Annotated in this window: 5 protein-coding genes; 2 read left to right on the top strand and 3 right to left on the bottom strand. The window is 75.2% G+C overall.

Going from position 1 to position 6781, the window contains the following annotated elements:
- On the bottom strand, nt 1-2279 hold a 2279-nt coding region (locus tag GTW08_RS29000), incomplete at its 3' end, for a Tex family protein (RefSeq protein ID WP_346009990.1).
- Between the two features lie 174 nt (nt 2280-2453).
- A complete protein-coding gene (locus GTW08_RS28995) occupies nt 2454-3056 on the bottom strand; it encodes a TetR/AcrR family transcriptional regulator (RefSeq protein ID WP_073574591.1) in 603 nt (200 codons plus the stop codon).
- Between the two features lie 90 nt (nt 3057-3146).
- On the opposite strand from GTW08_RS28995, the gene GTW08_RS32320 reads away from it, so the two are divergent.
- Nucleotides 3147-3587, top strand: a complete 441-nt coding sequence (locus GTW08_RS32320) for a hypothetical protein (RefSeq protein WP_073574590.1) — start codon at nt 3147-3149, stop codon at nt 3585-3587.
- Between the two features lie 11 nt (nt 3588-3598).
- Nucleotides 3599-5257 carry a GMC oxidoreductase gene (locus GTW08_RS28985; protein WP_161152797.1) on the top strand — a complete coding sequence of 553 codons (1659 nt, stop codon included), beginning with the start codon at nt 3599-3601 and terminating at the stop codon, nt 5255-5257.
- Between the two features lie 84 nt (nt 5258-5341).
- Here the strand turns inward: GTW08_RS28985 and GTW08_RS28980 are convergent, their stop codons facing one another.
- Entirely contained in the window at nt 5342-6553 is a 1212-nt protein-coding gene (locus tag GTW08_RS28980; RefSeq protein ID WP_073574588.1) for a cytochrome P450, read from the bottom strand.
- Between the last annotated feature and the right edge of the window lie 228 nt (nt 6554-6781).

The following is a 6781-nucleotide window of genomic DNA, read 5'->3' as shown; positions in this document are numbered from 1 at the left end:
CCGTCGCGGCCCCGGCCGCCCTGGCCTCCGCCCTGGCCCTGGCCGGGCCCGCGGGACCGGCCGCCGCGCTCGCCGGCACCGGGCTCGTCGTCCAGACGCAGGGTCAGCGAGATCCGCTTGCGGGCCTCGTCGACCTCCAGGACCTTCACCTTGACCACGTCACCGGACTTGGCGACGTCGCGCGGGTCGGACACGAAGTCCTTGCTCATCGCGCTCACGTGCACGAGGCCGTCCTGGTGCACCCCGACGTCGACGAACGCGCCGAAGGCGGCCACGTTGGTGACGACGCCCTCCAGCAGCATCCCCGGCCGCAGGTCGGAGATCTTGTGGACGCCCTCGGCGAAGGTCGCGGTCCGGAACGCCGGCCGCGGGTCCCGGCCGGGCTTCTCCAGTTCGGCCAGGATGTCGGTGACGGTCGGGAGCCCGACGCCGTCCTCGACGTAGTCCTTGGGCTTGATCTGGTGCAGCCGTGCGGCGTTGCCCATCAGGGCGGACACGTCGAGCGTGGTGCGCTCCACCATCCGCCGGACGACCGGATAGGACTCGGGGTGCACCCCGGTGACGTCGAGCGGCTCGTCCCCACCGCGGATGCGCAGGAAGCCCGCGCACTGCTCGAACGCCTTGGGCCCCAGCCGCGCGACGCCGGTCAGCGCGGTCCGGTTCCGGAACGGGCCGTTCTCGTCGCGGTGGGCGACGATCGCGCCGGCGAGGGACTCGGAGATGCCCGAGACCCGACGCAGCAGCGGCGCGGACGCCGAGTTCACGTCGACACCGACGGCGTTCACACAGTCCTCGACGACCGCGTCGAGCGAGCGCGACAGCGACGACTCCGGCAGGTCGTGCTGGTACTGCCCGACCCCGATCGACTTCGGGTCGATCTTGACCAGCTCGGCGAGCGGGTCCTGCAGGCGCCGCGCGATGGAGACCGCGCCGCGCAGCGAGACGTCCATGTCGGGCAGCTCGGCCGAGGCGTAGGCCGACGCCGAGTACACCGACGCGCCGGCCTCGGACACCATCACCTTGGTCAGCTTCAGGCCCGGGTTCGCCGCGATGAGCTCACCGGCCAGCGCGTCGGTCTCCCGCGAGGCGGTGCCGTTGCCGATCGCGATCAGCTCGACGGAGTGCTTCGTGCACAGCGCCGCCAGGGTCTTCAGCGACCCGGCGCGGTCCTTGCGGGGCTCGTGCGGGTAGATCACCGCGGTGTCGACGACCTTGCCGGTCGCGTCGACGACGGCGACCTTGACCCCGGTGCGCAGGCCCGGGTCGAGGCCCAGGGTCGCGCGGGTGCCCGCGGGGGCGGCGAGCAGCAGGTCGCGCAGGTTCGCGGCGAACACGCCGATGGCGCCCTCCTCGGCGGCGGTGCGCAGCCGGACCCGGATGTCGATGCCGAGCGCGGTGAGCAGGCGGGTCCGCCACGCCCACCGGACGACGCCGAGCAACCAGGCGTCGCCGGCGCGGCCGCGGTCGGCGACGCCGTACTCGGCGGCGATCAGGGCCTCGTAGGGGTTCGGCTCGTCGTCGGCGACACCGGCGTCGAGGGTGACGTCGAGCGCCTCCTCGGACTCACCGCGGAAGACCGCGAGGATCCGGTGCGAGGGCAGTGTCGTGAACTTCTCGGCGAAGTCGAAGTAGTCCGAGAACTTGGCCGCGGCCTGGTCGTTCTCCTTGCCCTCGCGGACCGTGGTGACCAGCCGCCCGTGCGCCCACATGCGCTCGCGCAGGCCGCCGACGAGGTCGGCGTTCTCCCCGATCCGCTCGACCAGGATCGAGCGGGCACCCTCCAGCGCGGCGCCGGCGTCGGCGACCTCGTCGGTCACGTAGGCGGCCGCCGACGAGTGCGGGTCGAGGGTCGGGTCGGCGAGCAGCGCGTCGGCCAGCGGTTCCAGGCCCTGCTCGCGGGCGATCATCGCCTTGGTGCGGCGCTTGGGCTTGTAGGGCAGGTAGATGTCCTCGAGCCGGGCCTTGGACTCGGCGGCGAGGATGGTGGCCTCGAGGGACTCGTCGAGCTTGCCCTGCGACCGGATGGAGTCGAGGACGACGGTGCGCCGCTCCTCCAGCTCCCGCAGGTAGCGCAGCCGCTCCTCCAGGGTGCGGAGCTGGGCGTCGTCGAGGCCGCCGGTCGCCTCCTTGCGGTACCGGGCGACGAAGGGGACCGTCGAGCCCTCGTCCAGCAGGGCCACCGCGGCCCCGACCTGGTCCGGCCGGGCGCCGAGCTCGTCGGCGATGCGCTGGTTGATCGAGCGGTGCTGCTGGATGTCCGGGGGTGCCGTGCCTGTCACCGCCCCATCGTGGCGAACGGCGTCGCGGGCGCCACCGCCGGGTGGGGGGTCACGTCCGCGCCCGTCCGGACGGCGGCCCCGTGACCGTCGACGGGTGTCCGACATCCGATGGAGAACCCGGTGGGTGAGCGTCCGCTCACCCGTGCCAGACTGCCGCCCGTGGCTCGCTGTGGATCATGGCTCGCCGGGCGGCCCGCCGTCCGCGGCCAGCGCGGCGAGCCCGGTCGCGAGCGCGTGCACCATGCGGCTGTACAGGTCGGGCGGCGCCTCGCCGGGCACACCGAGGCGGTACTCCCGGACGAGGCCGTGGAACAGCGCGATCATCGCGGTCGCCAGCTCGTCGTCCGGCACGCCGAGGTCCACCCCGGCGGCCGCGCGGCCGCGCGCCACCATGGCTGCGGCCTCGTCCCGGACCCTGCGGTGGTGGTCGGCCACGGCCGCGCGCATCGCCGGAGTGCGCATCGCCACCGCCCAGGTCTCGGCGTCGAGCAGGGTCGCCGGGCGCGAGCGGGCGGTCTCCAGCAGCACCGTCTCCAGCTCGGCCAGCGCCTGTTCGGGGCCCGCGTCCATACCGGACCGCACCCGGTGCAGGTCGCCCTCCAGGTGGCCGGTCATCAGCGCCCGGAACAGGTCCTGCTTGCTGCCGAAGCGGCTGTAGATCGACCCCACCGACACCCCGGCGGCGCGGGCGATCTCGTCCACCGAGGCGCCGTCGTAGCCCCGCTCGGCGAACACGTCGGCTGCCGCGGCCAACAGGGCCGCCCGCGTGCGCGCCACGCCGTCGTCCCGTGTCTCCCGGCGCCTGCCCCCGGGCGTCGCTCCCGTCACGTCGTCCCCCGTCCGCTCCCCCAGGTCCCGGAGGTTCCCATGCGGTCGCGCAGTCTGCTGCTGTCCGTGCTCGTCGGAGTGATCGTCGCCGGAGCGGGGGCGGGTGTCGCGTCCGCCTCGACCTGTGACGACGCCTGCCGGGTCGACGGTGCCCGCGCCTACGTCGCCGCACTCGCCGACCACGACCCGTCGGCGGTGCCGTTCCACCCACACGCGACCCGGGTCGAGGCGGGGCTGCCGACCGGGTTCTCCGGCGACCAGCTGCGCGCCGACCTGCGGTTCGGCCCCCAGTACCGGATCATCCGCGCCGTCTCCGACGAGACCTACCGCGTGCGCGGGGACGGCGTCGTCGTCGCGGAGTTCACCCTGTCCGTCGGGGCGGGTCCGGTCGGCCTCACGACCGCGCGGGTGCACGAGACCTTCCGTTACGACGACGGCCTGATCCGCGAGATCGTCGCCGACATCCGGATCGGGGGCTGAGCCGGATGCGGGTGACCAGCCGCCGGGGGTTCCTGACCGGGACCGCGCTCGGTGCCGGCGCGCTGGGTGCCGCCGGGACCGCGACCGCCGCGCCGGCCCTGCTGCGCCGTGAGGTCACCGCGATGTCCGCACCGGCCGTCGTCGTCGGGAGCGGGCTCGGCGGGTCGATCGCCGCGGCCCGGCTCGCCGAGGCGGGCGTGCGCACCCTGGTCCTCGAACGCGGCCGCCGCTGGACCACACCGGCCACCGACACGTTCCCGCCGTTCCTGCGCCCGGACCGCCGCTCGTCGTGGCTGACTCCCACGCCGGTGTTCCCCGGCCAGCCGCCGACCCTCTACCGGCCCTACACCGGCCTGTTCGAGAAGGTGTCCGGGCGCGGGATGAGCGTGCTCTGCGGGGCGGGCGTCGGCGGGTCGACGCTGGTGTACGCCGGGGTGTGGATCCGGCCGGACGCGGCGGTGTTCTCCGCGGCGGTCCCCGGCATCGACCACGACGAGCTCGCCGCCGTGCACTACCCGCGCGCCGCCGCCCGGGTCGGGGTCTCGCCGATCCCCGACGACGTCCTGGCCCACCCCGCGCACGTCGGGACCCGGCTGTTCCTGGAGCAGGCCCGCCGTGCCGGGCTGACCGCGCAGCTGCTGCCCAACGCGACCGACTGGGACGTCGTGCGCGCCGAGTTCGCCGGGCGGGCGACGCCGTCGATGTCGGTCGGCGAGTACTTCACCGGCGTCAACTCCGGGGCGCGGCTGTCGGCGGACAAGAACTACCTGCGCGACGCCGAGGCCTCCGGACTGGTCACCGTCGCCCCGCTGCACCGGGTGGTCGACCTGCACGCGGTCGGCGGCGGACGCTACCGGCTCGACGTCGAGCGGATCGACACCGACGGCGTCGTGCGGGAACGGATCGCGCTCACCACCGGGGCGCTGTTCCTCGCCGCCGGGTCGACCGGCACGTCGCGGCTGCTCGTACGGGCCCGCGAGACCGGGACGCTGCCCGACCTCACCGCCGACGCCGGCCGGTTCTGGGGCAACAACGGCGACCGCATCCAGCTGCGCGTCGGCGTCCCCGAACCGGCGGGCGGGCCGCAGGCCGGGCCGATGGCGGCCGGCATCCGCCCGCCCACCGACGACCGCGCAGAGGCCGTCACGCTCACCTTCGGTCCCGCGCCGCTGCCGTTCGACGTCCGCGCGATGTCGCTGCCGGGTTTCGGGGCCTGCGACCCGGTGGGCGAGTTCCGCTTCGACGGCGCCACCGGCGAGGCCGTGCTGCACTGGCCGCCCGACGGCGACGCCGACGCCCAGCGCACCGTCCGCGACCTCACCCAGCGGTTGATCGCCCCGGACGCCCCGGTCGGCGCCGGCCTCGGACGGGTCGTCTCCGACGTCGCCTCCCGGCTGCCCGCAGGGCTCTCCGGCCTGGTCGCGCGCGCCGCGGACGCACCCTCCGGGGTCCTCGACCTGGGGGCAGCGGACCCGGTCACCTGGCACCCGCTGGGCGGCGCGGTACTGGGCCGGGTCACCGACGACCGGGGACGCGTGGCCGGGCACCCGGGACTGCACGTCGTCGACGGGGCACTGGTGCCGGGGACGACGGGGAGCACGAACCCGTCGTGGACGATCGCGGCGATCGTGGAGCGGGCGATGGACGGGATCCTGGCCGACGGGCTGTGAGCCCGGCCCGCGGCGCCCCCGTCCGGTCCGCGGCACCCCGTGCGCGGGTCGCCGCGCGAGGTCATGGGACGCCGCGGCACCGGCTCACCAGGTGACCGGCAGCGCCCGCACTCCCCCGGTGACCTGCTCGGCGCGCACGTCCAGGTCCTCCGGGGCGACGGCGAGCCGCAGCCCGGGCAGCCGCCGGAACAGCCGCGCGAACACCGTCGCGAGCTCGGTGCGGGCCAGGCTCGCACCGATGCAGAAGTGGCCGCCGTAGCCGAAGGACACGTGCGGGTTGGGCCGGCGGGTCGGGTCGAAGGCGTCGGCGTCGTCGAACACCTCGGTGTCCCGGTTCGCCGACGCCGTCGAGATCATCACCGCGTCACCGCGGCGGATCGTGACGCCCCCGGCCTCGATGTCGGCGTGCGCGTAGCGCAGCAGCCCGAGCCCGCCGGGGGCCGACATGCGCAGGACCTCCTCGACCGTGCCGTGCAGCCGGCCGTCGACGTCGGCGACGAAGGCGTCCCGGCGGGCGGTGTCGGTGAGCAGCAGGAGCACACCGAGGTCGATGCGCCCGACGGTGGTCTCGTGCCCGGCGAACAACAGCCCGGCGGCGAGCCGGGTCAGCTCGGCCTCCCCGAAGCCGGGGTCCTCGGCCCGGGCTCGTACGAGGTCGGTGACGACGTCCTCCCCCGGGGTCTCCCACTTCGCCGCCGCGAGCCGTCCCATGTAGCCGCGGAACTCGGTCATCGCGGTCTCGGCGTCGCCGCCGGAGCGGATGGTCGCGACCCGCTCGGACAGCCCGCTGAAGTAGCCGCGGTCGGCGAAGGGCACGCCGAGCAGCTCGCAGATGACCAGCACCGGGAGCGGGAACGCGAGGTGGGCGTGCAGGTCCGCGACGCCGTCGGGGGACGTCTCCCTCGCGGCGACGAGGTCGTCGAGACAGCCGTCGACGAGCTCGCCGACGTGGTCGCCGAGGCGCCGCATCCGCTTGGCCGAGAACGCGGGCACCAGCAGCCTGCGCATCCGGTCGTGCTCGGCCTTCTCGGTCTCCACGGTGCCGGTGGGGCCGGCCAGGACCGCGGCCTCGGACACCCGGGCCGCCTGCTCGGGCGCGGGGTGCGAGCGGCCGAGCCGCGGGTCGGCGAACAGGGAGCGCGCCTCGGCGTGCCGGGTGACCAGCCACGCCGGGTCACCGACCGGGGTGCGCACCGGCACGATCGGCCCCTCGCGGCGGAGCACCGCGTACAGCGGCGCGACGTCGATGACGTTCGGACGGTCGAAGGGCAGCTGCGGGGCCTCGGTCGTCGTCACGGCGGAACTCCCTCGTCGTCATGATCGGGACACCGGAACGGTAGCCATCTATCGTTTCGCAGCGCAACAGGCAGGCGCACTCCTCGGCCGACGCGCGGGCATCCGACGGGGGCGCGATGCTGGACCCCATGGCGACAGGGAAACGCATGCAGCGGGCGGCCGTCCTGGCCCTGGCCCTGTTCGCGGTGGGCTGCGCCGCGCCGGCCGACGGCCCGGCCGCACCCGGGC

The sequence above is a fragment of the Pseudonocardia sp. SID8383 genome, assembly GCF_009864975.1.
Classification (GTDB): domain Bacteria; phylum Actinomycetota; class Actinomycetes; order Mycobacteriales; family Pseudonocardiaceae; genus Pseudonocardia; species Pseudonocardia alni.
This window is presented reverse-complemented; position numbering and strand designations above follow the sequence as displayed.

Bases quoted from the DNA above. Each gene is read 5' to 3' on its own strand.
- GTW08_RS32320 (WP_073574590.1), top strand. From the start codon at position 3,147: ATGCGGTCGCGCAGTCTGCTGCTGTCCGTGCTCGTCGGAGTGATCGTC.